Annotated in this window: 20 protein-coding genes and 3 pseudogenes; 19 read left to right on the top strand and 4 right to left on the bottom strand. The window is 72.1% G+C overall.

The window, feature by feature from the left end; all coding sequences use genetic code 11:
* Positions 1-54: 54 nt before the first annotated feature.
* The 10 genes and pseudogenes from ACZ4XX_RS27895 to ACZ4XX_RS27850 form a co-directional block, all read left to right on the top strand.
* A pseudogene (locus tag ACZ4XX_RS27895) lies at positions 55-718 on the top strand (Zn-binding domain-containing protein); the annotation flags it as partial.
* The gene (gene drmC, locus ACZ4XX_RS27890) at positions 715-1,500 is read left to right on the top strand and encodes a DISARM system phospholipase D-like protein DrmC (protein WP_468510623.1); all 786 of its coding nucleotides are present in this window, start codon (positions 715-717) and stop codon (positions 1,498-1,500) included. The pseudogene ACZ4XX_RS27895 and the gene drmC, both read left to right, overlap by 4 nt.
* A 380-nt stretch (positions 1,501-1,880) precedes the next feature.
* Positions 1,881-6,815 (top strand): RHS repeat-associated core domain-containing protein, encoded by a 4,935-nt coding sequence (locus ACZ4XX_RS27885; protein ID WP_468510622.1) that lies wholly within the window; start codon positions 1,881-1,883, stop codon positions 6,813-6,815.
* A complete protein-coding gene (locus ACZ4XX_RS27880; protein WP_468510621.1) occupies positions 6,815-7,186 on the top strand; it encodes a DUF6193 family natural product biosynthesis protein in 372 nt (123 codons plus the stop codon). The genes ACZ4XX_RS27885 and ACZ4XX_RS27880 overlap by 1 nt, the downstream gene beginning before the upstream one ends.
* Positions 7,187-7,723: 537 nt before the next feature.
* Entirely contained in the window at positions 7,724-8,116 is a 393-nt protein-coding gene (locus ACZ4XX_RS27875) for a sodium-independent anion transporter (RefSeq protein WP_468510620.1), read from the top strand.
* A gap of 12 nt (positions 8,117-8,128) precedes the next feature.
* Positions 8,129-8,302, top strand: a pseudogene (locus ACZ4XX_RS27870) (IS630 family transposase); the annotation flags it as partial.
* Positions 8,303-8,738: 436 nt separating this feature from the next.
* Positions 8,739-9,176: an aspartate 1-decarboxylase gene (gene panD, locus ACZ4XX_RS27865; RefSeq protein ID WP_468510619.1), complete on the top strand. Its 438-nt coding sequence runs from the start codon at positions 8,739-8,741 to the stop codon at positions 9,174-9,176.
* A pseudogene (locus tag ACZ4XX_RS27860) lies at positions 9,154-9,549 on the top strand (GNAT family N-acetyltransferase); the annotation flags it as partial. The gene panD and the pseudogene ACZ4XX_RS27860, both read left to right, overlap by 23 nt.
* Entirely contained in the window at positions 9,543-9,914 is a 372-nt protein-coding gene (locus ACZ4XX_RS27855) for a hypothetical protein (RefSeq protein WP_468510618.1), read from the top strand. The pseudogene ACZ4XX_RS27860 and the gene ACZ4XX_RS27855, both read left to right, overlap by 7 nt.
* A gap of 383 nt (positions 9,915-10,297) precedes the next feature.
* Entirely contained in the window at positions 10,298-11,719 is a 1,422-nt protein-coding gene (locus ACZ4XX_RS27850) for a transglycosylase family protein (RefSeq protein WP_468510617.1), read from the top strand.
* On the opposite strand, the gene ACZ4XX_RS27845 is transcribed toward ACZ4XX_RS27850, so the two are convergent.
* On the bottom strand, positions 11,600-12,607 hold the full coding sequence (locus ACZ4XX_RS27845) for a DMT family transporter (RefSeq protein WP_468510616.1): 1,008 nt from the start codon (positions 12,605-12,607) through the stop codon (positions 11,600-11,602). The two genes, ACZ4XX_RS27850 and ACZ4XX_RS27845, sit on opposite strands and share 120 nt — an antisense overlap.
* Positions 12,608-12,851: 244 nt before the next feature.
* Between ACZ4XX_RS27845 and ACZ4XX_RS27840 the strand changes: the two genes are divergently transcribed.
* The 3 genes from ACZ4XX_RS27840 (at position 12,852) to ACZ4XX_RS27830 (ending at position 15,588) form a co-directional block, all read left to right on the top strand.
* Positions 12,852-13,565, top strand: coding sequence for a (2Fe-2S)-binding protein (locus tag ACZ4XX_RS27840; protein WP_468510615.1), 714 nt, complete (start codon positions 12,852-12,854; stop codon positions 13,563-13,565).
* A gap of 86 nt (positions 13,566-13,651) precedes the next feature.
* Positions 13,652-15,136 carry an SDR family NAD(P)-dependent oxidoreductase gene (locus ACZ4XX_RS27835; protein WP_468510614.1) on the top strand — a complete coding sequence of 495 codons (1,485 nt, stop codon included), beginning with the start codon at positions 13,652-13,654 and terminating at the stop codon, positions 15,134-15,136.
* A 278-nt stretch (positions 15,137-15,414) separates the two neighbouring features.
* Positions 15,415-15,588, top strand: coding sequence for a hypothetical protein (locus ACZ4XX_RS27830; RefSeq protein WP_468510613.1), 174 nt, complete (start codon positions 15,415-15,417; stop codon positions 15,586-15,588).
* A 55-nt stretch (positions 15,589-15,643) separates the two neighbouring features.
* Here the strand turns inward: ACZ4XX_RS27830 and ACZ4XX_RS27825 are convergent, their stop codons facing one another.
* The 3 genes from ACZ4XX_RS27825 to ACZ4XX_RS27815 are packed head-to-tail and all read right to left on the bottom strand — an operon-like array spanning position 15,644 to position 18,559.
* On the bottom strand, positions 15,644-17,071 hold the full coding sequence (locus tag ACZ4XX_RS27825) for a lipase maturation factor family protein (protein WP_468510612.1): 1,428 nt from the start codon (positions 17,069-17,071) through the stop codon (positions 15,644-15,646).
* A 22-nt stretch (positions 17,072-17,093) separates the two neighbouring features.
* Entirely contained in the window at positions 17,094-17,645 is a 552-nt protein-coding gene (locus tag ACZ4XX_RS27820; protein ID WP_468510611.1) for a DUF1990 family protein, read from the bottom strand.
* A complete protein-coding gene (locus ACZ4XX_RS27815; protein WP_468510638.1) occupies positions 17,642-18,559 on the bottom strand; it encodes a YndJ family protein in 918 nt (305 codons plus the stop codon). The genes ACZ4XX_RS27820 and ACZ4XX_RS27815 overlap by 4 nt, the downstream gene beginning before the upstream one ends.
* A gap of 198 nt (positions 18,560-18,757) precedes the next feature.
* On the opposite strand from ACZ4XX_RS27815, the gene ACZ4XX_RS27810 reads away from it, so the two are divergent.
* The 6 genes from ACZ4XX_RS27810 to ACZ4XX_RS27785 all read left to right on the top strand — a co-directional run bounded on the left by ACZ4XX_RS27810 (position 18,758) and on the right by ACZ4XX_RS27785 (position 26,153).
* Positions 18,758-20,074: a DUF6777 domain-containing protein gene (locus tag ACZ4XX_RS27810; RefSeq protein WP_468510610.1), complete on the top strand. Its 1,317-nt coding sequence runs from the start codon at positions 18,758-18,760 to the stop codon at positions 20,072-20,074.
* A gap of 49 nt (positions 20,075-20,123) precedes the next feature.
* Positions 20,124-22,226 carry a SpoIIE family protein phosphatase gene (locus ACZ4XX_RS27805; protein ID WP_468510609.1) on the top strand — a complete coding sequence of 701 codons (2,103 nt, stop codon included), beginning with the start codon at positions 20,124-20,126 and terminating at the stop codon, positions 22,224-22,226.
* A 142-nt stretch (positions 22,227-22,368) separates the two neighbouring features.
* Positions 22,369-23,715 carry a wax ester/triacylglycerol synthase family O-acyltransferase gene (locus ACZ4XX_RS27800; RefSeq protein WP_468510608.1) on the top strand — a complete coding sequence of 449 codons (1,347 nt, stop codon included), beginning with the start codon at positions 22,369-22,371 and terminating at the stop codon, positions 23,713-23,715.
* A 190-nt stretch (positions 23,716-23,905) separates the two neighbouring features.
* Entirely contained in the window at positions 23,906-24,778 is an 873-nt protein-coding gene (locus ACZ4XX_RS27795) for an Fpg/Nei family DNA glycosylase (protein ID WP_468510607.1), read from the top strand.
* A 118-nt stretch (positions 24,779-24,896) separates the two neighbouring features.
* Positions 24,897-25,661, top strand: a complete 765-nt coding sequence (locus ACZ4XX_RS27790; RefSeq protein ID WP_468510606.1) for a LytR/AlgR family response regulator transcription factor — start codon at positions 24,897-24,899, stop codon at positions 25,659-25,661.
* Between the two features lie 99 nt (positions 25,662-25,760).
* Positions 25,761-26,153, top strand: a complete 393-nt coding sequence (locus ACZ4XX_RS27785; protein ID WP_468510605.1) for a hypothetical protein — start codon at positions 25,761-25,763, stop codon at positions 26,151-26,153.
* Positions 26,154-26,249 lie beyond the last annotated feature (96 nt).

Below are 26,249 nucleotides of genomic sequence, written 5' to 3'. Positions count from 1 at the left end.
GAAACGCAACATCCGGGAGGCCGTGGGCGAACGAGGCAGGCGCAACCTGCCCCGATTTTCCTGCGCCTGCAGGACGGAGTGATGGCCGAGTGGATCGCCCGTATGGACAAATCACCGCAGATGGAGGCACACAGAGAGGCATACGTACGGTTCCGAGCCAACCGGAAGTCGGACCGCAAGACCAGTGACTTCGACCCCTACTACGGCTGGCCCGGGGCACGGTACATCGCTCTTCACACGCTCTCCCATCTGCTGATCCGGACCATCGCCCTCGAATGCGGCTACAACTCCGCCTCGCCCTCGAATGCGGCTACAACTCCGCCTCGCCCTCGAATGCGGCTACAACTCCGCCTCGCTCGCGGAGCGGATCTACGCCGGGGACGAGCGGAACCCGAGAACGGGCATCCTCATCCACACCGCGGTCCCGGACTCCGATGGCACCTTGGGAGGTCTGGTGTCCCTGGCCGAGGAACGGGACTTCGACCGGATCGTACGCCGGGCATTGGCAGACGCTCGCCACTGCTCGGCCGATCCGCTGTGCGCCGAACGCCTGCCGCATGACCCGGCCGACTTCCTGCACGGGGCGGCATGCCACGGCTGCCTGTTCGTCTCGGAAACCACATGCGAACGCGGAAATCGGTTTCTGGACCGCCGGTTCCTCGTTCCGCTGAACGAGGACCAGGATCCAGTCATGACGCCTGTCGGTCTGCTGCCGTGAGCCGACCGGCATTCGAAGACGCTGCCGAGGCAGCCGTCGAGACCCTCGGCCTCTCGCGCAGCAAGGACCTCGCCGGCCTGCTGGCGCGGGGACGCACCAGGGAGAGGATTCTGATCGAGCTGGCGACACCGTGGGTCAGCGAGGCCGTCGCGAAGCTGTACGCGGCCATGGAGTCGGACGCGGTGCCTGCCTCAGAGGCGGCCGCGTATCTGCGGGGATACGTCGCTGCCCGGCGGCACACAAGGGACGCGGTCCAGGTGCGTACCGTATGGAGCGGCCCCTCGACACCGGGCGTACCGGTGCGTGCCACGGCCCAGGTACTGGTCGAGGTCATCAACGAGGCGCAGCAAGAACTTCTGGCCATGACGTACGCGGCTCGCCCGTATCCTGCCCTGACGAAGGCCCTCACAGCGGCCGCGGACAGGGGGGTCCAGACGCACATTGTGGTCGAAACCCTGGCCGGCGCCGGCGCCGGCGGTCTGCTGTCGGGAAGGGAACCGGCCGAAGCATTCGCATCCGTGCCTGGTCTGCTGCTGTGGGTCTGGGCACGGGACCCGGTCGATCGGGGCCGCTCGCGCCAGCACGCCAAGCTCGCGGTCGCCGACCGTCGCACTCTCCTGCTCGGCAGTGCCAACCTGACCGAGTCCGGTGCTCGGCGAAACATGGAGGCGGGTGTGCTGGTGACCGGCGGTGAAGCACCACGTCGCGCGGCAGAGCACATCAGGGAGCTGCAGCGCAGGGCCATACTCAAGCCGTTCCCGCCGCATCAAGCTCCTCGCTGACCACGGACGTCTGATCGTGGTCCGACCGAAGACTCCCCAGACTCTCCAGGTCGGGGCCGTAGCGTGCCGCCGGTTCGAGTCCAAGATCTAACGTTTGGGTGTCCCCGCAGTTCAGAGGTCCGATGGAACGTCTCAGGGCAGCAGTTGGTCAGCAACGGGTGCGGAGTCGTCCCGACTTGCTGACCTGGTGAGTGCTGCGGCGGGCATCGGCGTGGGGCGCACAGGTTGGAGCGATGCGCTGCGGTCCAGGTGAGCAAGCGGTCAGCATGGGCTCCGGTTGGGCCCCGCAGTCGATCGCGGTTGATTGACTCACCGTCACCGTGAGAGTGTCTTCGCACTTGCGTTCAGTGAATGGCGCTTTGTGCGGGGGACTTCGAGCTGTGGCTGTAACTGTGCCCGATTGGGCCGACACTCTACTTGACGTCATTGGTGTCAACTGGCCGAACGTCGACGAGGACGCCTATCGGGACATGGCGGACGCGCTGAGGGAGTTCGCCGAGGACATCGAAGACGACGGTCAGCTTGCGAACCAACATGTGCAACGTTTGCTGTCGTCCGGCCACGGCGAGGCCATCGACGCGGTCAACGGCCATTGGGGCAAGGTCAAGGACAAGCACATCAAGGACATCGCCGGAGCCGCCCGCACCATTGCGGGTGCCCTGGACAACGCCGCCATGGCGATAGAAGCGATGAAGTACGTGGCACTCGGTCATCTGGGTGTGCTGGCCGGCAAGGCAGGCGTCTCGATCGCCCTGATCCCGGTCACCGGCGGGCTGTCCATGCTCATCGGGGGCGTCGCGATCGGGGCCGCCCAGCAGGCCCTCCGCAAGGTCATCAAGGAGTGCCTGGCGGAGGTCGTCGCCTACATCGTCTCCGCGATGACCGAACCGGCGGTCGCCGCTCTGGAGAACATGGCCGCGGATCTGGTGGTCCAGCTCGGGGCGGACGCGCTCGGTCTCCAGGACGGCGTGGACGTGAACCAGGTCGGCCAGGCCGGCAAGGACGGCTTCAACGAGGGCGTGGCGGGAGCCAAGGACGCCCTGCACCTCGCTTCAGCCGGCACCTCGGGCGGCTCTGCGGGCGGCGCCGGAAAGGGCGTGCACATCGAGCACGCCGAACACGACCGCGCCGGCACCCAGCTGAACCTGGTCAGCGTCGGCATCCACGGCAAGACCGCGGGCAAGCTGACGAAGGCCAGATCTCACCACAGCCGGACCCGTGGCAGGGACGACATCGCCGGCGCCTTGGACCCCGTGGTCGACAAGGCGATGGAAGCCCTGGGAAAGGCCACGAAGGAGATGGGTGACCATCTCGGCACGAGACTGCCGAAAGCGGTCAAGGAGATATCCCAGAATCAGAAGAAGACCGACCAGGACCTCAAGGACCGGTTCGTCAGGCAGCGCAAGGGCCCGGACGTCGTGCCTGACGGTGGCTCCGCCGGTTCCGGCTCCCGCCCCGGCGGGCGGGACTCCACCCACACCAGGCCGAACTCCCTCCATGACGCGAAGGACGATCCTCGCCGCAACGGCATCGCGCTGGAGAGGAAGACCTGCGAGAACGACCCGGTCGACGTTGCCACCGGCGAGATGACGCTCCCCCAGACCGACCTGGCCCTGCCCGGCACCCTGCCGCTGACCCTGCGTCGGACACACCTTTCGGAGTACCGCTACGGCCAGTGGTTCGGGCGCAGTTGGGCTTCGACCCTGGACGAGCGGATCGAGCTCGACCCGGTGGGTGGTGGTGCGGTCTGGGCCCGCGAGGACGGTTCCCTCCTGATCTACCCGCGGCTGCCGCAGCCGGACGACACCGAAGGCGTCCTGCCCCTGGAGGGTGCGCGGCTGCCCCTCGTCCACGGCGGGGAGCAGAACGCCGAGACGACGTACCGGATCACGGACCCTCACTCCGGCCTGACCCGCTTCTTCACTGGAGGCCCGTACCGGGCATCGTCGGCGTACTGGCTCACCGGGATCGCCGACCGCCATCAGAACCGGATCGTCGTCACCCGTCTGCCCGACGGCGCCCCGACGGCCGTTGCCCACGACGGCGGCTATCTGGTCACGCTCGCCGTCCAGGACGCCCGCGTACGGGAACTGGCGCTGCGCACGCCCGACGGCCCGGTCACCGTCATGCGCTATGGCTACGACGGGCAGGGCAACCTGGACGCCGTCACCAACTCCTCCGGGCTGCCGCTTCGCTTCACCTACGACGCGGACGCCCGGATCGTTTCCTGGACCGACCGCAACGACTCGACGTTCCGTTACGTCTACGACAGCGCAGGCCGAGTCGTCCGGACAGTCGGCCCCGACGGTTTCCTGTCGTCCACGTTCGCCTACGACGTCCATGCCGAGACGGGCGACCGGATCACCCGCTACACGGACTCGTTCGACGCCACGAAGACCTACCACCTCAACGACCGCCTCCAGGTGACTGCGGAGACGGATCCGCTCGGACGCACCAGCTACAAGGTGTGGGACAGCTACGACCGGTTGCTCTCCCGGACCGACGCGCTCGGTCGGACCACGGACCACACCTACGACGAGCACGGCAATCTCACCAGGGTCACTCATCCGGACGGCTCCACGGCCGAGGTCACGTACAACGAGCGGAACCAGCTCGTCTCCGTCACCGGCCCCGGCGGCGCCACCTCCCGGCAGGAGTACGACGAGCACGGCAACCCGACGCTCTTCACCCGCCCGGACGGCTCCACGACCCGGCTCGCCCACGATGCCTCGGGCCACCTCGTAGGGATCGACGATTCCCTCGGCGCGCTGGACCGGCTGCGCTGTGACCCCGCGGGTCTCCCGCTGACCGCCCGCGGTCCGCGGGGAGCGGTCACCCGCTACACCCGCGACGCGTTCGGCCGCGCCGTCCGCATCACCGACGCGCGGGGCAACACCACCGCACTGGAGTGGAGCGTCGAGGGCAAGCTCCTCCGGCACACAGCCCCGGACGGCTCCCAGCAGTCGTGGACCTACGACGGCGAGGGCAACTGTCTGGTCCACACCGACGCGCTCGGCGGCGAGACACGGTTCGAGTACACCCACTTCGACATGGTCGCCGCCCGCACCACACCGGACGGCGCGCGGCACGAGTTCGCGCACGACACGGAGCTGCGCCTCGCGGGGGTCACCAACCCCCAGGGGCTCACGTGGACCTACACGTACGACCCGGTCGGCCGTCTCACGTCGGAGACGGATTTCGACGGCCGCACGCTGACCTACGCCCATGACGCGCTGGGCCGCCTCGCCTCCCGGACGAACGGTCTCGGACAGACGGTCCGCTACGAGCGGGACGCGGCGGGCCGTGTGGTCGCCAAGGACGCCGAGGGCGTCGTCACCCGCTTCGGCTACGACGTCCACGGCTTCCTGGCGAGCGCGATCGGTCCCGACGCCGAGCTGTCGTACGTGCGGGACCCGTCCGGCCGCGTCCTGCGGGAGACCTGTGACGGCCGGCAACTCACCCATTCCTACGACGAGTCCGGTCGCCGAGTTCGCCGCACCACCCCCTCAGGGGCCGTCAGCGCATGGTCCTTCCCGGTGGACCTGCAGGCTGAACTGAACGTCTCGGGGCACCGGGTGGTCTTCGAGTTCGACGAGGCGGGCCGTGAGATCACCCGCCGGATCGGGGACACCCTGGCCATCGAGTACGCCTACGACGCGCTGGGCCGCCCGACCGACCAGCGGGTACGCGGCGCGGGGGACCGTATCGTCCAGCAGCGCGCGTACACCTACCGCCCCGACGGCCATCTGACGTCCGTCGACGATCGGCTCGCGGGCCGCCGGCACCTGGAGCTGACCCCGGCGGGCCGCGTCACCGGCGTGACCGCGGAGGGCTGGAGCGAGCGGTACGCCTATGACGAGGCCGGAAACCAGACCGAGGCGGACTGGCCGGGCAGCGACGTCGCCACCGGCTCGCGCGAGTACACCGGTACCCGTATCACCCGGGCGGGCCGGATCCGCTACGAGCACGACGCCCAGGGCCGGGTCGTCCTCCGGCAGAAGGCCCGTCTCTCCCGGAAGCCGGACACGTGGCGCTACGGATGGGACGCCGAGGACCGGCTCGTGTCGGTCACCACCCCGGACGGAACACGCTGGCGGTACCTCTACGACGCGATGGGGCGCCGGGTCGCGAAGCGGCGCCTGGCGGCGGACGGCGTGTCGATCGCCGAGGAGACGCGCTTCACCTGGGACGGAGACCTCCTCTGCGAACAGGCCAGCGGGTCGCCCGACTCCGCCGAGTCCGTCGTCCTCACCTGGGATTACGACGGAGCGAAGCCGATCACCCAGGTCGAACGGCGGCTCCTGGACCAGTCCGAGGTCGACCGCCGCTTCTTCGCCGTCGTCACCGACCTGATCGGCACCCCGCGTGAACTCGTCGACGAGCAGGGCGAGGTCGCCTGGCGCACCCGGTCGACGCTCTGGGGCACCACCAGCTGGAAGCGCGGCGCGACGGCGTACACGCCGCTCCGCTTCCCGGGCCAGTACTTCGACCCGGAGTCCGGCCTCCACTACAACCGCCACCGCCACTACGACCCGGACTCCGGCCGCTACGTCTCGACGGACCCTCTGGGCCTGGCCCCGGCGCCCAACGCGGTCGCGTACGTGGACAACCCGACGACCTGGATCGATCCCCTGGGTCTGGCGGGCTGCCCCCACCGGGGCGCGGACCAGCCCCGGCACAGCGTGGTCCTCGGGGTGGACGTGCCGCCGAACCACCCGTCGGAGTCGCTGGCGCGGTTCCTTCGCAACGACCCGGCGGAGCCGGGCTACGACGAGCGTCGTGGCAGCGACGCGGGCGCACACACGTACAACGGGCCCGACTACGCCGGTGAGGAGGCCGGAGGCCCGGTCTGGATGACGAACGTGATGGGCGCCGTCGGAGACCGCAACACCACCCTTTCCATCACTCTGGACGGAATGCCGAACAGTCGCGGTCAGGTGGGCAACTGGAGCACTCCCGAGGACATCGTGGACGCGTTCCAGACAGCGGCGCAGCACGGATCCCAGTTCAACAGCCGACACGAGGCCAACTATCCTCGGCGCGGTGACGGAACCGCGTGGGAGATGAGTGAAGTGGCCTACGCGGTGCGCAACTACGATGGGGACACGGCGTGGCAGGACCCTGAGGAGCAGCGCTCCGGCCGGTCGTGGGACGACATCCACTGGTACACCCGTGACGAAGACGGTGAAGGGAACGGGGGGTACAAGGAGATCAAGGTTCCCCGGCCCGACATTCCGGAGATCATGCCGGACCTGTCCAGACTTCCGGAAAATCTGAGGAGCGAACTCCCCGACTATCTGAGGAACACCGACTGATGACCGAAGACGAGAAGCCCCAGAACGCACAAGACCTCGTGGCCGCGGAATGGGCGACCGTCCTGGCCTACGGCCCGGAACGTGTCGACCCGATCGTGCCCCGCACCGCCTACGGCCATCCGGCCCTGCGCGAGCTGTTCCCCATGATCGGCCACGGCGTCCTCTACTTGAGCCGGTGCACACAGTACCCGTGGACACACGACGTGCCGACGGCCTTCCCGCAAGTCGCCGGCGGCTACCGCGTACGGCGCGAGTCCGACCGCACGCTCGTCGGCGTGGTCGGGACCGCGGAGGAGGCGTACGAGTTGATCGTGGCCAATCTTCCCGAGGGTTGTGGCCCGGCTGTCGACGGCACTCCGGACGATCTGTAACCCGTGTCAAGCCCACTATGGCGAGGTCACCCGGCGTGACGTCCGAGATACCTGAGGACCGCTGACCGGAACAGGGAAGCCCCGACGGTATCGGTCCGACCGAAGGGGGTGGGACCACGGTGCGCTCGGTGGCGCCGTGGGTGCGGGGGCGAGGCGATCGCGTCAGCCGGAGCGGGCCATGGTCGTGACCCGTACCCAGGATGAGTGCCGATGGAGGCGAGCGGGACGCCCTCTCTGAGGCGCGCTGAGGCCGCCCCCTGCGCGGCGGCTCAGCCGCACGACTTCCCGGCCCGTTTTTTCACGAGAATCGGGCCCGGCTCGTACGGAACCTCCGTCGGTGCGACGCTCGTCGGCAAGCGGGCCCCACCACTTCGGCCGGCAAAGCATCTGCACTGTTGATTCGTCGGGGCAGCTGGCAACCAGCCAGCTTGAGTCTCGCAACACCTGGGCACGACTGACCGGACATGTGAATCGTTGTGCGCCGCGAGGACCCCCCTTGACCTGCGGGAATGGGGCAGGCAGAACGGGAGTCTCTCCATGCTTCGTTCCTTGCTTCTGCTGCTCCACCGGTCCTCGCGGTCGGTCATCAGCGAGCTGGGGCAGCTGCCCGGTAACGGACACTTCGCCGCGCTCGACAAGTACGCGGACAGTCGCAGGCTCCCGGGCCTGATCGTGTTGCGTGTGGAGGTCGGCATCCACTTCGCCAACGCCGAGCGGATCCGATCCGAGGTCCGCAGGATTGCCGCCCGGAAGGAGGTGACGGCGGTCGTGGTCGACGCCGAGACGATTCCCTTCGTGGACGTCAGGGCCGTAAGCATGCTCGACAACCTGGCCGAGGAGCTCGAGGTCCTCGGTGTCCGGCTCCTGCTCGCCCGCGACTTGGGGCACGTGCGGGACGTGTTGCGCACCGCCGAAGCAGGGCGGGACTGAGGCGCGCCTCGCGCCAAGCTGGCCGACTTCCTGGTCGCCGAGGGTGGCGACGACATCAGCCAGGAGGGCCTGCGCATCCTGCTCCGCGAGGAAGGCGTCTCCTTTCCACGCGCGAAGACCTGGAAGACCTCCCGCGACCCCGACTACGCGGCCAAGAAGCCCCTGGTCGAACACCTCTACGCGATCGTCACCCGTCCAAGGCCCATCCTCAGCCACTCTCGATATCTCCCCGCTCCATTCGATCAGAGACTGCGAGCCGGCTTCCGGGCCGGTCGAGCGTCGACGGGCCGATGGCCAAAGGAAACGTGTTCCCTGAACCGGAGGGATGCCGGTGCCCGACAGGCCAGTGGTGCGTGGACGGACGTCATCCGTGTGTGCAGAGAGGTCACCCGCATGTTTGATGCTTCATCAGGTAAGTCAGCATCCGGTCAGCATGAGTCGACGGGCGTCCCGGGAGATTGCCTCACAGGCGTCGGTGGCGGCGCGAAAGCCCAGGTAGGAAGCCGTTTCTCCTGACTAGAGCGATGTTCCTCACAAACATCGGACGGGGGTGTCGGTGTAAAGTCGGGACCGCCCTTGACCTGCAGAAAGCAGGCAGGGAGCCGTCTTCGAGGAGTCCACAGTGCTGCGCACTCTGTTCAAGTCCAAGATCCACCGGGCCACCGTGACCCAGGCCGACCTGCACTACGTCGGTTCGGTCACCGTCGATGCAGATCTGATGGAGGCGGCCGACCTTCTGCCCGGTGAGCTCGTGCACATCGTCGACATCGACAACGGCGCCCGGCTCGAGACCTATGTCATCGAGGGCGAGCGCGGTTCCGGTGTCATCGGGATCAACGGCGCCGCCGCCCACCTCGTTCACCCCGGCGACCTCGTGATCCTCATCAGTTACGCGCAGATCGAGGACTCCGAGGCCCGGACCTTCGTGCCGCGCGTCGTGCACGTCGACGGCGACAACCGCATCGTGGAACTGGGGACCGACGCGTCCGCGCCCGTCCCCGGGAGCGACACGGTGCGCGGCCCGCACGCCGTGCCCGCGCCCGCCGCCGCGCACAGCTGACCCGTCCGCACCGAGGGAGCGTCGGCCCATGGCCGAGCCGGAGATTCGTGACGACCGCGCGAACGGACGCCTCGAGGCCTTCGAGGACGACACCTACGTCGGTGTCGTCGTCTACTTCGTGCTCACCGTCGAGCCCCACGCCCTCGTCGCCGTGCACACCGTCGTCGAGGACGGCCACGAGGGCAAGGGCGTCGCGGGATCGCTCGTGCGCGAGTTCTACGCGATCGCCGCACGTGAGGGCGTACCCGTCGTGCCGCTCTGCCCGTACGCCGCCGTCTGGGCCGAGCGTCACCCGGACGAGGCGCCGGTCGCCCCGTCCGAGGTGGTCCGCGCGGCGAAGCTCCAGCTGAAGGCCAGCCCGGGCCTGTGGTGACCGCGACCGGCACCCTGTCCCTGCTGCACACCTCGCCGGTCCACGTCCCCGTCTTCGACGGGCTCCGCGACCGGCACCACCCCGGGCTCGTCCTGCGTCACCTCGTCGACGAGGAGCTGCTGGTACGCGCCCGGGAAGCGGGGCCCGACGCGGTCGCCGGGGCGGTGGGGGCGGCGCTCGCGGCGGCCGTCGCCGACGGTGTCGGGGCCGTGCTCCGCACCTGTTCCACGATCGGCGGGATCGCCGACATGGCCGACGCCGTCGACCGGACGACCACCGCACGCCCGGTCCTGGCGAGTCCACGCCTCGGGCTCGCCGCCGCCGTCGAAGCGGTGTCCGGTCCGCGCGGCGCGGCCGGCGACTGACCCGAAGGACGGGATCCGGCGGGCGCCGCGGCGCCCGCCGGGCCACCCTGGGGAGGGAGAACCCGTCGACCGAGAGGTCCGTGATGACCCACCCGTACCCCGATCCAGTGCCCCCTTCGCCCATTCCGCCGCCGGTTCCCTCGCCGCCGCCGGTGCCCCCGCCGAACCCGGTCCCGGTCCCGCCGGACCCCGGTCCGAGCCCGGCGCCGCAGCCCGGCGGACCCGTACCGGAACCCGAGCCTCAGCCCCAGCCGGGGCCCGCCGGTCACCGGCCGGCGTCAACGGGAAGGTGACATAAGGGCCTTGGGCTTCGGCGTATCCCTTGTCACGGAGCGTGCGCCACCCCTAACTTGGACGGCTGTTGCTGTGTTCAAGGGGGGCCCATGGCCGTACGCGGACGTCACCGCCGCCACCAGCCGAGCCGGATCAACCGTGCCTCGCTCACCGTCACCGCGGGGGGCGCCGGAATGGCGCTGCCCTTCATCGGCGCGGGCACCGTCGAGGCCGCCTCGCTCGACGTCTGGGAGAAGGTCGCCTCCTGCGAGTCGACCTCTCACTGGCACATCAACACGGGCAACGGCTACTTCGGCGGTCTGCAGTTCAGCCAGTCCACCTGGGAGGCCTACGGCGGCACGCATTACGCGCCGCGCGCCGACCTCGCCTCCAAGGACCAGCAGATCGCGATCGCCGAGCGGGTCCTGAAGGGCCAGGGGCCCGGCGCCTGGCCGTCCTGCGGCCCCGACGCGGGCCTCGCCAGGGGCGGCGACGGCCCGGACGTCTCTCCCGGTACGGGGACCACGAAGGCGTCCCGCGGCGGGAACGCGCCCAGCACCGCCTCCCTGCCCGGGCAGCGCGCCTTATCCGAGCGGCCGGCCAGGAACGTCGGCCCGACCGCCGTCCCCACCGTCCGTGAGATGTACACGGTGACGCCCGGCGACTCCCTGTCGAAGATCGCCCGCGACGAGCGGGTCCAGGGCGGCTGGAAGCGCCTGTACGACGCGAACCGGCCGGTCGTCGGCGACGACCCCGACCTCATCCATCCCGGCCAGCGCCTGACCCTGCGCATCGCCGCCCCGAAGAAGCCCCCGACGAAGGCGCCCTCGGTCGCGACGTCCCCGCCGAAGCTCTCGGGACCGGGCACCGCGCCCCGCACCCGGCCCGCCGCACCGCCGACCGCCGAGCCGAGCGCGAAGCCGGTCGCGCAGCGGCCCGCGGCGAAGCCGGTGACCAAGCCCGTCACGAAGCCCGCGTCCAAGCCGCCGGTGAAGCAGGTGTCCAAGCCTGCCGCGAAACCCGTGCCGAAGCAGACGTCGAGGCCCGCCGCGAAGCCCGCGCCCAAGCCGAAGACGAAGCCCGCCGCCCGGCCCGCCGCCACGCCGCGGCCGTCCGCCGCGACGGAGGCCCGCTACTCCGCCCCCGTCTCGGCGGGCATCGGCACCCGCTACGGCAAGCCCGGCTCCTCCTGGTCCAGCGGCTACCACACCGGCGTCGACTTCCCCGTGCCCACCGGCACCTCCGTCAAGGCCGTGGCCGGGGGCCGGATCGTCTCCGCCGGGTGGGGAGGCGCGTACGGCTACCAGATCGTGCTCCGCCACGACGACGGCCGCTACAGCCAGTACGCCCACCTCTCCGCGCTCGCCGTCCGCGAGGGCCAGCGGGTCACCGCCGGCCAGCGCATCGGCCGCTCAGGATCGACCGGCAACAGCTCGGGGCCGCACCTGCACTTCGAGGTACGGACGGGTCCCGGGTACGGCTCCGACATCGACCCCCTGGCCTACCTCAGGGCGCGCGGGGTCTCCCTCTGACCCCGCCGCTGGTCCGGAGTCCGGCGCACGCCCCTCACCCGACGCCGGGAGCGACCCGGCCGGCGCCGTCATCCGGTCCATCGTGAGCTGGATCAGTCCGCCGGCGGCCACCGCGCCGCTGATCAGCGCGGCGACGGTGCCCGCCGTGCCGTAGCGGAAGCTCTCGCCGAACAGGGTGAGGCCCACTGCCGCCGCGACCACCGGGTTGACCACCGTGACGGTGGCCAGGGGCGCCGCGAGCCCCGCGCCCCGGTAGGAGGCCTGCGACAGGAGCAGCCCGGTCACGGCGAGCGCCGAGAGCACGAGGAGCGCGGTCCACTCGGCCAGCGGTGCGCCGGGCGCCCACTCCTCCGCCACCGATTTCGTGAAGACCGAGGCGATGCCGAAGGCGACACCCGCGGCGGCCGCCAGGACGACGCTGCGCAGCACCGACCTGCCCACCAGGTGGGCCGCCGCGAACAGCGCGCCCACCACGGCGAAGGTGCAGCCCGCGAGCAGCCACCGGTCGCCGTCGGTCAGGGACCGCGCCTCGGCGCCGCTCGTCAGGCTGAGCAGCCCGGCCAGACCCACCGTGGCCATCACCGCGCCGCGCCAGGCCCGCGATCCGGCCCTGCGGCCGACGAACAGCGCCGCCATGGGCAGCGCGAACACGATCGTCAGCGCGCCCAGCGGCTGGACCAGGCTGAGCGGCCCGTACGCGAGGGCCGCGACGTGCAGGGTCGCGCCGATGCCGTTGAGCAGGACGGACCCCCACCAGGCCGGGCTGCGCAGCGGCGCGTAGCGCGGACCTGCGGCGGAGGCCGCGACCCGCTCCTGCACGATCGCCGCGGCCGCGTAGGCGACCGCCGAGACCAGGGCCAGGAGCACGGACAGCAGGAGGGGACTCATACCTTCCACGATCTCTCTTCCCGGCCGATCGCGTCGTCGTACCAGGGGACGTCTTCGCGGGTACACCTGGCGCAGTACGTGGGCCCCACGTACGCCTGTGGATGTACACCCGTGCAGGTCAGAATGGGTGCAAAGCGACTTTTTCGAGCCGTTCCGAAGAGCCCCGCGCAACGGTTACGGTGGTCGGAATCCGTGCCCGGAGGACCTCGGCACGCGACCGGGACCGGAACGAGGGGGAGCTCGGGTGGACCTTGTGGAGAGCGCATCGGTGGGCGGGTTCTTCGCCCTGCGCACGGGCGCGCCGGAGAACGGCGGGGCGCACCGCCCGCTCGCGGGCCTGTACGCGGGCGACGACGGCCCCCTCCACGCGCGCGTGGACCGGGTCGCCGCCCGGCTCGGCGCCCCCGAGCGGCGCGTCGGGGCCTCCGTCGCCCACCTCGGCCTGGCCGCCCGGCTCTGGTCGACCGCCCTCGGGCCCGCCGCCCTGTACGGCCGCTTCCCCGACCTCGACCCCGCCGAGCTGCACTGGGACGGGGCCCTCACCTCTCCCGACGACCTGTGGTGGAGCGGCTCCGGGACCCGCCCCGCAACCGTGGAGGAGATTCGCGCGGCCGTCCAGGAGGCCCACCTCGTGCCGCTCCACGAGGCCCTCCGCCGCGACGGGCACATCTCCCCGCGCCTGCTCTGGGGCAACGCGGGCTCCGCCCTGGCCGGCGCCCTGCGCGAGCTGACCCGCTGGGCGCACGCCCACGGCCGCCCCGAGGCCGCCGCACGGGCCGCCGACCTGGTCTCCGGACTCCTCGACCACCCCGACCTCGCCGGTACGGTCCGCGGCCCCCGGCTGCGCCGCGCCAGCTGCTGCCTCTACTACCGCTGCCCCGGCGCGGGACTCTGCGGCGACTGTGTCTTCGACCACGCCCCCCGAACGGGTTTGGAGGGGCGGCCATCCGCTCCGTAAAGTTGCCGGGGTTGCCGTCCTGTGAGCCCACGGACGGCGACAGCCCACGAACGGTGACGTACGAGCGAACGAGGAACCCGAAGGCCATGACGGTGACCGAAGAAGACCAGGACTACGGGCCGGGTATCGACCCCGATCGCCTGGCCGTCTGCCTCGGCGTCCTCGACGAGCTCGACAAGCTGGACGTCGACCACCCGGACGCCATCCGCGTCCGGCGCGCCACCGCCGGGATCTACCGGACGGTGAAGCAGCGCCGCCGCCAGGAGCGCCGGGCGTCCAAGACCGCCAACGACAAGGCGGTCACCGAGGCCACGGCCACCGGCTCCGCGCAGCGCATCGACGACGAGACCGAGGGCATCCTGCCGTCCTCCGTCACCGAGGAGGGCCGGATCGCGGGGATACTCCAGCGTCCGCGCTCCTGCTACGTCTGCAAGACGCGGTTCGTCGAGGTGGACTACTTCTACCACCAGCTCTGCCAGAAGTGCGCCGCCGAGAACCGGGCCAGGCGAGAGGCGCGCGCCGACCTCACCGGCAAGCGTGCCCTGCTCACCGGCGGCCGGGCGAAGATCGGCATGTACATCGCGCTGCGGCTGCTGCGCGACGGCGCCCACACCACCATCACGACCCGCTTCCCCAAGGACGCCATCCGCCGCTTCAAGGCGATGGAGGACTCGGCGGACTGGATGCACCGCCTCGAGGTCGTCGGCATCGACCTGCGCGACCCGGCCCAGGCCGTGGCGCTCGCCGACCAGATGACCGAGGCCGGGCCGCTGGACATCCTCATCAACAACGCGACGCAGACCGTGCGCCGGCTGCCGTCCGCGTACGCCGCCCTGGTCGAGGGCGAGAGCGCCGCGCTGCCGGCCGGCGAGCTGCCCGCCCACCACGTGATCGGCGCCTTCAACTCCGGCGCGGTCGGCGAGCTCGTCGGGTCGTCCGAGCTTCCCGCCGGCGTGCGCGACGTGGAGGCCCAGCAGGTGGCCGACCTCGCGCTCGTCGCGGGCAACGCCACCATCGCCAAGCACCTCGACGGCACCGCCATCGACGCGGGCGGCCTGGTGCCGGACGTCGTCGACTCCAACACCTGGGTGCAGAGCATCGAGCAGATCTCCCCGGTGGAGCTCCTGGAGACCCAGCTCTGCAACTACACGGCGCCGTTCATCCTCATCAGCAAGCTGCGCCCGGTGATGGCCGAGGCGGCGAAGAAGGCCGCCAGCGGCCGTTCCTACGTCGTGAACGTGTCCGCCATGGAGGGCGTGTTCAGCCGCGGCTACAAGGGCGCGGGACACCCGAACACCAACGCCGCCAAGGCCGCGATGAACATGGTGACGCGGACCAGTGGCGAGGAGATGTTCAAGACCGACGGCATCCTCATGACCTCGGTCGACACCGGCTGGATCACCGACGAGCGTCCGCACTTCGACAAGCTGCGCCTCGCCGAGGCCGGCTTCCACGCCCCGCTCGACCTGGTCGACGGCGCGGCCCGCGTCTACGACCCGATCGTGCGCGGCGAGGACGGTGTGGACCTCTACGGCTGCTTCCTGAAGGACTACGCCCCCGCGAACTGGTAGGAACCGGGTCCCGCTGTTCCGGCAAGAGCGCCTCACCGGCCAGGTGGGGCGCTCTTTCGGCTCGGTTCACCCGATTGCGTCACACTTCGGAGCCCGGTAGAGCGCGGGCGTGCTCATTTGGTTAGTCTGATGACCACGGTCGGCCACCGAGGACACACACCGTCCTCACGGCCTTCCAGGGACAGGCCTGCCACCAAGGCTGCGGTCCCGCCCGACTACGGCGCCACCGCGACCGACCGGCATCTGTCCTACAGGTACGCGACACAAAGGAGTGCGCGGTGACTTCAGAACTGACGAAGCAGGAACCGCGACCGGCCGAACCCAAGAAGGACCGGACGCGCAGGAACGGCGAGCTGGGGAGCCTCGAAGTGTGGGCCCACGCGGCCCCGATCCGGCTCGCGGGCTACGAGGACGACCTCGCCGAGCCCCACATCCTGCCCGGTATCGACTGATCGCCTGCTTCACCCGCGGTGCCCCCGTCCGTTCGCGGCGGGGGCACAGGCGCGTTCAGCGGGGCCCGGGCGCCGATTCCCGCAGCCGGGTCGGCGGCAGGTACTCACGGACGAGCGTCCGGTGCCACCAGGCCCCGGTCGCCCGGAGTTCGCGCCAGGTCGTGTACCGGTAGCGGTAGAGCCGGGCGCGGACGAAGGTCGGTGGCGCGTCGGGGAACGGATTGTGCGCGAGCAGCCGCAGGGTGTCCCGGTCGCCGTCGAGCAGCCGCTCGACGAACGGGCCGAACCAGTCGCGCGCGTACCCCGGGCTGAGCGCCGCGAACCACATCAGCCAGTCGAGCCGCAGATGGTACGGGGCGAACTGCCGGGGCAGCCGGCGCGGGTCGCCGGGCTTGCCCTTGAAGCCGTACTCCCGCCAGACCGTTCCCGCGTGCGGCGCCGGGTCGTCGGTGCCCTCGACGACGATCTCGTCCCTGATCCGTCCGACCGTGCCGAACGCTCCGTACGTGTTGACCAGGTGGTACGGGTCGTACGAGCGGTTCATCGCCTGGTTCCGGGAGAGCAGATTGCGCACCGGGCGATAGCTCCGCACCAGGACGAACGCGGTGACCGCGACGACCAGCACCACGTACCAGAGCGGCGGATCCGGCCGGGGGTGCTCGCCGGTCACGGGGGAGGCGTCCACGACGGAGAGGGCCAGCACGATGGTGATCCAGTTCAGCCAGGCGAAGTTGCCGGAGAGCACCAGCCACAGCTGGGTCGCGATCATCAGGCCGGCCGCGATCGACGCCACCGGCTGCGGGGTGAACAGCAGGAACGGCACGAAGAGCTGGACGACATGGTTGGCCGCCACCTCCACCCGGTGCAGCGGGCGCGGCAGGTGGTGGAAGAACCAGCTCAGCGGACCGGGCATCGGCTGGGTCTCGTGATGGTGGTAGAGGCAGGTCAGGTCGCGCCAGCACGGGTCGCCGCGGATCTTGATGAGCCCGGCGCCGAACTCGACCCGGAAGAGCAGCCAGCGCAGCAGCAGGAGCACGAGGACGGGCGGCCCCGTGTCGTCGTTGCCGAGGAAGACCGCCAGGAACCCGGTCTCCAGGAGCAGCGACTCCCAGCCGAAGGCGTACCAGGTCTGGCCCACGTTCACGATCGACAGGTACATCCCCCAGAGGACCAGCCACAGCAGCATCGAGACCGGCAGCGGCACCGCGTCCCCGGCGCCCGCGAGCAGCGCGAGGGCGAGCGCGGCGCCGGACCAGGCGACGGCCGCGAAGAGGCGGTCGGAGTAGCGCCAGTGGAACAGCGACGGGGTGCGCCGCGGCCGGGTCCCGCGCACGTACTCCGGTACGGGGAGCATGCCGCGCTCCCCGATCAGCGCCCGGAACTGCAGGGCCGCCGACAGGAACGCCACGCAGTACAGCCCGGCGAGGCCCCGCTGGAAGACGATCCGGCTCAGCCAGTGGTCGGGCGCGGTGAACCACTCCATCGGTTCCAGTATCGGCCCGGGATCACGTCCTGACGAGGCGCCGCAGGGTCCGGCCCAGCTGACGTGCGTAGGCCCGCTGGAGGAGGGGGATCACGGGGCCGCCGAGCCGGGTGTACCAGGCGGCGGGGCGGCTGAACGCGGTGACCGCGAACCGGACCGTGCCGTCCGGCTCCAGATGGACCATGAAGGACTCCTCGCCGCACTCCGGATGCCCGGTGAGGGTTCCGTAGGCGAAACCGATGCGCTGTTCCTCGTGCGCGGTCCAGATCACCGTGCAGGGGGCGCCGAGCCGGAGCGGGCCGAGGCCCGCCGAGACCTCGACGGTGACGCCGGGGGCGGCGCGGTCGGAGTCGGCGAGGAGGCGCGCCCCGGTGGCGCGGTGCATCCGCCAGGTGGTGACGGCGGCTCCGGCGGCCTCGAACGCGGCCCGGCCGTGGCCGACGACGGCGCTGTACCGCAGGTGGTGGTAGCCCTCGGGGAGGGCGTCCGGGGTGCGGGTGGCGGCGACCTCGCGGTAGCTGAGGGTCGGGCGGGGGCGGTCGGGCCGGGACAGGCTGTTCATGAGGCGGGTCATGCCGGGAGCTCCGTTCGCGGGAGAGCCGTGGGGTTGGTGGGGTCTGTGGAGGTGGTGGGGTCCGTGGGGGTGGCGAGGTGCGCCGGTGTCGGGTGGTCCGAGCGGAGGCGGCGGTGGGCGAGCAGGGCGCAGACCGCGAAGCCCAGGGCGTTGCCCAGGCCGTGGGTCGCGGCCGTCCAGGTCAGATCGAGGTGGGGAAGGCCGGTCGCCTCACCGAGTGCCCAGCTCAGCGCGAGCAGCATGGTGACGAAGAGAACCAGGGCGGAGACGGCGAGCAGTCCCCGGGTGAGGCGGTCGGCCGCCAGGGTGCGGCGCTCGCGCAGGGTCAGGACCGCGACCGCCGTCATGCCGGCCGTGAGGACGACGGCGCCGAGCAGCTCGGCCCAGTCGTCGACGAAGTAGCCGAGCAGGACGAGCAGGGTGCCCGCGGGGACGCTGAGCGCGGCGAACCGGGCGGTGGGGCCGTCGGCGACGCGGCAGAGGAGTCCGGCGACGAGGGCGGCGGCGAAGCCCGCGAAGTGGAAGTGCGGGACGGTCAGCGCCAGGATGTCCAGGTCGAAGCCGAAGAGCGGGTACGAGGCCCGTTCAGCGACCAGCGCGAGGCCGGCGACGGAGGGCGCGACCAGGGCGGTGAGGACAGCGACCTCGCCCGGCCCGAGGGAGCGGGTCAGGAACAGCCGGGCCGGGGCCTGGAGCGCGAGGGCCAGTGTGGCGAGGGCGTAGACGGCGGCGAGACCGGTCGAGAGCCCGGAGCGGGGCAGCCACACGGCGAGCGCGCCGGGGGCGGCGAACAGCGGCCAGGCGCGCCGGAGCGCATCCCAGCCGGGTGGTCGGGGGCCGTCGAGGAGCGCGAGCCCCGTCGGGACCACCCAGAACATGCCGACCGTGACGACCGTGCCTACCAGGACCGACAGTGCGGTCATCGTGAACCCCCCACTTGAACGTGTTCAACTGGCATGTCCGAGCGTAGAACGTTTCTTGAACGTGTTCAAGTGCGCCTCCCGACACGGTCGGCGGCCCTCCGCTTGCGGGGCTCCGCGCACTGCGACAGACATGAAGGACTGGCCGGAACCGGGCGCCGTGGCCCGGGGGAGAGAAAGCGGGAGAATCAGGTGCGCTCACCCCTCTGCCGGACGCGGAGAACCCCCACCGCCTCCGGCGCGACCCACCCGACCGCTCCGGATCCGGCCGCTTCCCGCGCGACCGACCCTGCCGTCCCCCGCGCGGCAGACCCCACCGATCCGGACGCGACCGCTTCCCGCGCGACCGACCCGCCCGCCCCCCGCGCCGCCCTGGCCCGGTCCGCGGTCGCCGCGGTCGCCGCGTCGCTCCTGCTCGCGGGGTGCACCTCCGTCTGGGAGGGGTCCCGGGGCGGGGCCCAGCCCGCCGCGGCCGGTTCGGAGCAGGACGTCCTCCTCCAGCCGCTCGCCGACCAGGGCCCCGACCCCTTCACCCAGTCGTCGGCCCGGGCCACCACACGGACGTCCTCCCCGGCCTCGGGTCCGCAGGCCGAAGGCATGCAGGTCCGTGAGGTCACCGGGTCCACCCCCGGCCTCTACGGCGGCACGCGCGCGGAGGGCAGCTGCGACGTCGAGCGGCAGGTGTCGTTCCTCGCCGCCGACCCCGACAGGACCCGGGCCTTCGCCGACGCCGCCGGAATCCCCGAGGCCAACGTCGCCGACTGGGTGCGCGGGCTGACCCCGGTCGTCCTGCGCTCGGACACCCGGGTCACCAACCACGCCTACCGCGAGAGCCGTGCCCACGCCTTCCAGTCCGTCCTCCAGACCGGTACGGCGGTCCTCGTCGACCAGTACGGCTCCCCGCGCGTCCGCTGCGCCTGCGGCAACCCGCTCCGCTCCCCGGCCGCGGTCCGGGACGGCATCCACCAGGGCGAGCCCTGGGACGGCTTCGACCCCGACCGCGTGATCGTCGTCCGGCCGACCACCACCGTGGTCACCAGCCTGGTCATCGTCAACAACGCCGACCGCAGCTGGATCGAGCGGGCCACCGGCAGCGACGGGGCCCAGGACCGCAAGCCCGCCGTCGAACCCGACTGCGACCCGGACGCGTGCGCCCTCGCCGACACGACCCCCGACCCGGCCGGGCCCGACGGCGCCACACCCGACCGCGGTACCTCCTCCGACCCCGCCGCACCGGAGAGTCCCTCCCGGGTGCCCGCCCCGGTCCCCCCGGCCCCGGAGAACCCGCTGCCCGACGCCTCCGGGACCGGTGGCACCGACCCCGACCCGCACCCCGTGCCCGACGCGGATCCGTACCAGGACCCGAACGCCGACCCCCGCGTGCAGCCGGACCCCGCCGACCCGTACGCGGTGCCCCCGGGCGAGGAGACCGTCCCGGACGGCGAACTGCCGCCGGACTTCATTCCCGCCGAACCGGTCCCGGACCAGCCCGAGACCTTCGAGGGATGAAACGGATCTTCATGGTGCGCACGGGCGGGGCTGCGCCTAGCGTGGCCCCATGAACGCGGGCAACGGGGGCGGGGATGCGGCCGAGCGGCTCAGCCGCGTCCTGGAGGGAGCGAGCTCCGGAGCGAGCGCCGGGACGGCACGGATCCTCGCCGCATTCGGCACGGCCTTCCGGATGGGCGGCTTCGACTGGGATCTCGCCAACGGCACCATGATCATGGACGAGGCCGCTCTCGACGTCTTCGACCTGGACCGCGCGGACTACGACGACCGCCCCGACTCGCTCGGCTCGCGGGTCCTGCCGGACGAGGCCCGCCGCCTCGACACCCTGGTCGCCCAGGCGCTCAAGGACGGCAGCGCGGAGTACGGCGCGTACTTCCGCATCCGCCGCCGCGACGGCGTGCACCAGTGGACCCACACCCAGGGGATCGTCCACCGTGACGACACCGGCCGCCCCGTCCGTATCGTCGGCGTCGTCCGGGACGCCACCCACGAACTCAGCGAGTCAGCCGCCCGGCTCGGCCTCGACGAGGGGCGGCGCCGGCGCGCCGGGGTCGTCGAGGGCACCACGGCCGCCCTCGCCTACGCGCGGACCGTGCAGGACGTCATCGACCTGCTCAACGACTCCCACGCGCTGGAACACTTCGGCGCCGCGAGCCTCGTCATGGGCCTCCTCGACGCCGGCCGCATCCATCTGGTCGCCGAGGGCCCCGAGGGCGCCTTCGTGCCGGGCACCCGGTTCACCCGGGTGGACGAGCCGTACCCGATGAGCGAGGTGATCCGCACCCTGCGGCCGCGGTTCATCGAGTCGCCCCGGGACTTCGCGGCCTCCTTCCCGGTGCTCTGGCCGCACATCAGCGGACTCGGCATCACCGCCGCCGTCTATCTGCCGCTCATCGCCCAGGCCCGGCCCATCGGCGCGCTCGGCCTCCTCTACAGCGACAAGACCGGTTTCAGCGAGGACGAGCGGACCCTCCTCGTCGCCCTCGGCAGCAGCATCGCCCAGAGCCTCCAGCGGGCCATGCTGTACGAGCAGGAGCACGACCTCGCCGAGGGGCTCCAGCAGGCGATGCTGCCCCGCCGCATCCCCGACGTGCCGGGCGCCCAGACGGCCGTCCGCTACCGTTCGGCCCGGCTCGGCCGGGACATCGGCGGCGACTGGTACGACGTCATCGCGCTCCCCGGCGGGCGGGTCGGCGCCGTCATCGGGGACGTACAGGGCCACGACACCCACGCGGCGGCCGTCATGGGCCAGCTGCGGATCGTGCTGCGCGCGTACGCCGCCGAGGGGCACACCCCGGCCACGGTGATGGCCCGCGCCTCCGTCTTCCTGCACGAACTCGACACCGAACGCTTCGCCACCTGCACGTACGCGGAGGTCGACCTCGGCACCGGAGTCGTCCAGGTGGTGCGCGCCGGCCACGTCGACCCGCTGATCCGGGAGATCGACGGGCGCTGCCGCAGGATCCCCGTGGAGGGCGGACTGCCGCTCGGGCTCTCCGCCGAGTTCGGCCGGCTCGACTACCCGGTGACCACGCTGGAACTGGACCCCGGGCAGACGCTGATGCTCTACACCGACGGTCTGGTCGAGAAGCCCGGCTCCGACCTCGACGAAGGCCTCCAGTGGCTCTCCGCCCTCGTCCGGCGCGGCCCCGCCGACCTCCAGGAGCTCGCCGACCACCTGTGCGACGTGGTCGCCGACCGGGGCGGCGAGGACGACGTCGCGATCCTGCTGCTGCGCCGCCAGACCGCGACCGCCGCCCATGGCGCGGGCCGGTTCCAGCAGCACGTGGCCCAGAACGACCCCGAGGCGCTGAGCTCGGCCCGGCACATGATCAGGGCCGCCGTCCGGGCCTGGGGCGCCGGGGAGCGGGCCGACGAGATCGAACTGGTCGCCGACGAGCTGATGACCAACGCGCTGATGCACACCGACGGCGGGGCCATCGTGACCCTGCGGATCCTCGGCGGGGCCGAACGGCGGCTCCGGGTGGAGGTGGAGGACCGCTCCAGCGCGCTGCCCCGGCGCCGCGAGGCGGGGGAGGCGGGCGTGTCGGGGCGCGGCCTGCTGCTCGTCGACCAGCTCTCCGACGTCTGGGGAGTGGAGTCGCGGGGGAGCGGCAAGTGCGTGTGGTGCGAATTCACCGTGCAGAACTGAGCCCGTCACACGGGGGTGCGACGGTGGACAGAGGAGTACGACTGTTCACGGAGCGTGCATTGATCGTACTTGACCGTAACTGTCGGTGCGCGATTGACTTCGTGCTCCCGGCTCTCCGCGCAGCACGTACGTGAGGACACCCGTGAGCAGCGAGCTACTGGCACCACTGGACCTGGCCTTCTGGCACCTGGAATCGACCGCGCACCCCCTGCACCTCGGGGCGCTCGCCCACTTCGGCCCCGCCCCCACGGGCAGCGGCCAGGAGCCGCCGGACGTCCTCGGCCTGCTCGCCCGCCGCGCCGCCGCCGTCCCCCGGCTCCGGATGCGCGTCCGCGACGTCCTGCTCCCCGTCGGCGGCGCCGCCTGGAGCGCCGACCCCGACTTCGACGTCAGCCGGCACGTCCACGAGATCAGCCTCCCCGGCGCCGACTTCCCCGCCGAGGCCGCCCACCTCGCCGCCGAGCTCATGGAACGGCCCGTCGCCCGCGGTCTGCCGCCCTGGGAGATGTACCTGCTCAGCGGCGCACCCGACGGTTCCTTCGCCGTCCTCGTGAAACTCCACCACGCCCTCGCCGACGGCATGCGCGCCGTCGCCATCGGCGCCGGGATCTTCGACGAGATCGCCGCGGGTCGCCGCACCGCCGGCCGCGCCCGCCCCGTACCCCCGCGCTCCTGGCTCCCCGGACCCGGACGGCTCCTCGGCATGGCCCGCGACCGGCTCGGCGACCTCGGCCGCGCCGTCGAGGTCGGCGCCTCCGTCGTCCGCGCCAGCCGCCTCGACGGACGGCCCACCGCCGCACTCGCCGCCGAGTCCAGCGGCACCCGCCGGATCGCCACCGCCTCCCTGCCCCTGGAGCGGGTCCACCGGATCCGCCGCACCACCGGCGGCACGGCCAACGACGTCCTCCTCGCCGTCGTCGCCGGGGCCCTCCGCCGCTGGTTCGACGGGCGCGGGCTGCCGCTCCCCGGAGCCGACCTCCGGGCCCTCGTCCCCGTCTCCCGGCGCAGGCCCGGCACTCCGCCCGGCCCCGGCAACAGCCTCTCCGGCTACCTCGTCGACCTGCCCGTCACCGAGGCCGACCCGGCTACCCGGCTGGCCGCGGTCCGGAGCGCCATGGACCGCAACAAGGCCGCGGGCCCTCTCAGGGGCGCCGGGGCCGTGGCCCTGCTCGCCGACCAACTGCCCCCACTCGCCCACCGCTTCGGCGCCCCCTTCGCCTCCGGCGCCGCCCGGCTCCTCTTCGACCTCCTGGTCACCCAGGTGCCGCTGCCCCGCTCCGCGCTCTCCCTCGGCGGGGCACCGCTCCGCGCGCTCTTCCCCATGGCCCCGCTGGCCCGTGGCCAGTCGCTCGCCGTCGCGATGTCCCCGTACGGCGGCCAGGTCCACATCGGGCTCGTCGCCGACGGAGAGGCCGTCCCGGACCTCGACGCGCTGGCCGACGCCCTGACGGCCGAACTCGACCTCCTGGACCCGCCGGACACGCCGTAGCCCTGCGGCTCGCGCGGCACGGAGCGTGCCAGGAGACCCCGTCCGGCCCGCGTGCGGACGCGGCCACCCCCGTCCGGCCCGGCGGCGGACACGACGACCGCCGTGTCCGGCCCGCGGCGGACACGCCCGAGCGCGTCCCGCGTCCGACGTCCGGCGAGCGGCCCCGCCACCGTTCGGGCAGGGTGGAACCATGCCCGAACTCCCCGAGGTGGAAGCGCTCCGCGCGTTCCTCGCCACGCACCTGGTGGGCAAGGAGATCGCCCGCGTGCTGCCCGTGGCGATCAGCGTCCTCAAGACGTACGACCCGCCCCTGAGCGCCGTCGAGGGCGCCGAGGTCACCGCGGTCGGACGGCACGGGAAGTTCCTCGACCTCACCACCACGGGGCCCGCCGGCGAGCTGCACCTCCTGTTCCATCTCGCCCGCGCGGGCTGGCTCCGCTGGCAGGACCCGCTGCCCTCGGGACCGCCCAAGCCCGGAAAGGGCCCGCTGGCACTGCGGACCGCGCTCACCGGCGGCGACGGCTTCGACCTCACCGAGGCGGGCACCACCAAACGCCTCGCCGTGTACGTGGTCCACGACCCGGGGGAGGTCCCGGGCGTCGCACGGCTGGGACCCGACCCGCTCGCCGAGGACTTCGGCCCCGAGGAGTTCGCCGCGCTGCTCTCCGGCGAACGGCGCCAGATCAAGGGCGCGCTGCGCGACCAGAGCCTCATCGCCGGCATCGGCAACGCGTACAGCGACGAGATCCTCCACGCCGCGAAGATGTCCCCGTTCAAACCCACCCAGAACCTCACCCCGGACGAGACCGCCGACCTCTACACGGCGATGCGGACCACCCTCCACGAGGCCGTCGAACGTTCCCACGGCCTCGCCGCGGGCAAGCTCAAGGCCGAGAAGAAGAGCGGCCTGCGCGTCCACGGCCGCACCGGCGAACCCTGCCCCGTGTGCGGCGACACGGTCCGCGAGGTCTCCTTCAGCGACTCCTCCCTCCAGTACTGCCCCACCTGCCAGACCGGCGGCAAACCCCTCGCCGACCGCCGCCTGTCCAGACTCCTCAAGTGACCCGGCACTCCGCGAGTACCCCCCAGTCCTCGAGTACCCCCACTCCTCAGGCACCCCGGCACTCCTCAGGCAGCCGACGCCGCCGAGGCGCTCGCGGCCGCCCGTTACACTCCGCCGCATGCTGCGCGTACTGGCCGTCGACGACGAGGAACCCGCCCTCGGGGAGCTGCTCTACCTGCTGCGCGCCGACCCCCGTGTGCGCTCCGCCGAGGGCGCGGGTGACGCCACCGCCGCCCTCCGCAGGATCGGGCGCGCCCTGGAGGCCGGGCCGGACGGCGACGACGCCGTCGACGTCGTCTTCCTCGACATCCACATGCCCGGCCTCACCGGACTCGACGTGGCCAGGCTGCTCGCCGGGTTCGCCCGCCCGCCGCTCGTCGTCTTCGTCACCGCCCACGAGGGCTTCGCGCTCCAGGCCTTCGACCTGAAGGCGGTCGACTACGTGCTCAAGCCCGTCCGCCGCGAGCGCCTCGCCGAGGCCGTCCGCCGGGTCCACGAGCTCGTGCACGCCGCCGCCCCTGCCCCGGCGGGACCCGCCGCCCCCGCCGTGCCCGAGCAGATCCCCGTCGAGCTCGGCGGGATCACCCGGTTCGTCTCCGTCGACGACATCGTGTACGCCGAGGCCCACGGCGACTACGCCCGCCTCCACACCGACCACGGCAGCCACCTCGTCCGCATCCCGCTGTCCACCCTCGAGGAGCGGTGGGCGGCCCGCGGCTTCGTCCGCATCCACCGCAGCCACCTCGTGGCGCTCGCCCGGATCGACGAGCTCCGCCTCGACGGCGGTGCCACCTCCGTACGGGTCGGCGACACCGACCTGCCGGTCAGCCGACGGCACGCCCGCCCCCTGCGAGACCTGTTGATGCGCCGCGCCGGGGGCTGAACCCATCCCGCCCCGCCCCCTACCGCAGGTACTCCCACCTGCGTAGACTCCACGCGTCCCGGGCCAGAGGCCCGCTCCTTCCGACCGAGGCGGACGACGATGTCCGAGCAGCAGCCTCCCGCGCGCCGGCCCCGCCGCGAGACCGTCACGTACGCCTCCGCCCACGGCGCAGGGACGACCGTGCCCGGCCCCGCCCGGCGCCACCCCGTCCACCCGCCGGCGCGCTCCGAGATCGACGAGCAGACCACCCTCGGCCACACCTACGTCCGCTCCCTGATGCGCAGCCAGCTGCGCGCCGCCCTCACCGCCCTGGGCGCGCTCGCGCTGCTGGTCGGCTCGCTGCCGCTGCTCCTCGCCCTGCCCGCCCCCGAGGCCTTCGTCTGGCTCGCCCTCGGCGTCGGGGTCCAGCCCGTCGTCTGGGGCATAGCGCACTGGTACGTACGGCGCGCCGAACGCAACGAGCGCGACTTCACCGGCCTCGTCGAACGCTGAGACGCACTCCGTGAACGAGCCCCCGAAGCGCCGGTCCCTCAAGCACCGGTCCCTCAAGAACCGGCCCCGTACGGACGAGCCCCGCGCGGGCGCCGC

Source organism: Streptomyces sp. NPDC029956 (assembly GCF_055574655.1).
The sequence above is the reverse complement of the archived record's forward strand: the minus strand, read 5'-3'. Positions and strand labels throughout refer to the sequence as shown.